Genomic DNA, 221 nt, shown 5'->3' on the forward strand with positions numbered 1-221 from the left:
TGCCGCGATGCGGTCCTTGACGTCGAGATGCACCACCACCGTGGTGTGTTGCCCGTGGGGGCGGCGGGTCACCTCGGCGTCCCAGCCGGTCTCGACCAGCCGCATGAACGCCTCGATGGTGCTCGGCAACGGCGGCGTGCTCTGCGATGCGGTGTTGTCGTGATCGTGTTTCCACTCGGCGATCAGCGCATCACGATAAGACGCCAGCGCGGCGTCGAACT

1 protein-coding gene is annotated in these 221 nt (G+C 66.5%); it reads right to left on the reverse strand.

Annotated elements, in window-relative coordinates; genetic code table 11:
- On the reverse strand, nt 1-221 hold a 221-nt coding region (locus CDN38_RS27580; protein WP_142361376.1), incomplete at both ends, for a DUF222 domain-containing protein.

The sequence above is a fragment of the Mycobacterium ostraviense genome (genome assembly GCF_002705925.1).
Lineage (GTDB): Bacteria > Actinomycetota > Actinomycetes > Mycobacteriales > Mycobacteriaceae > Mycobacterium > Mycobacterium ostraviense.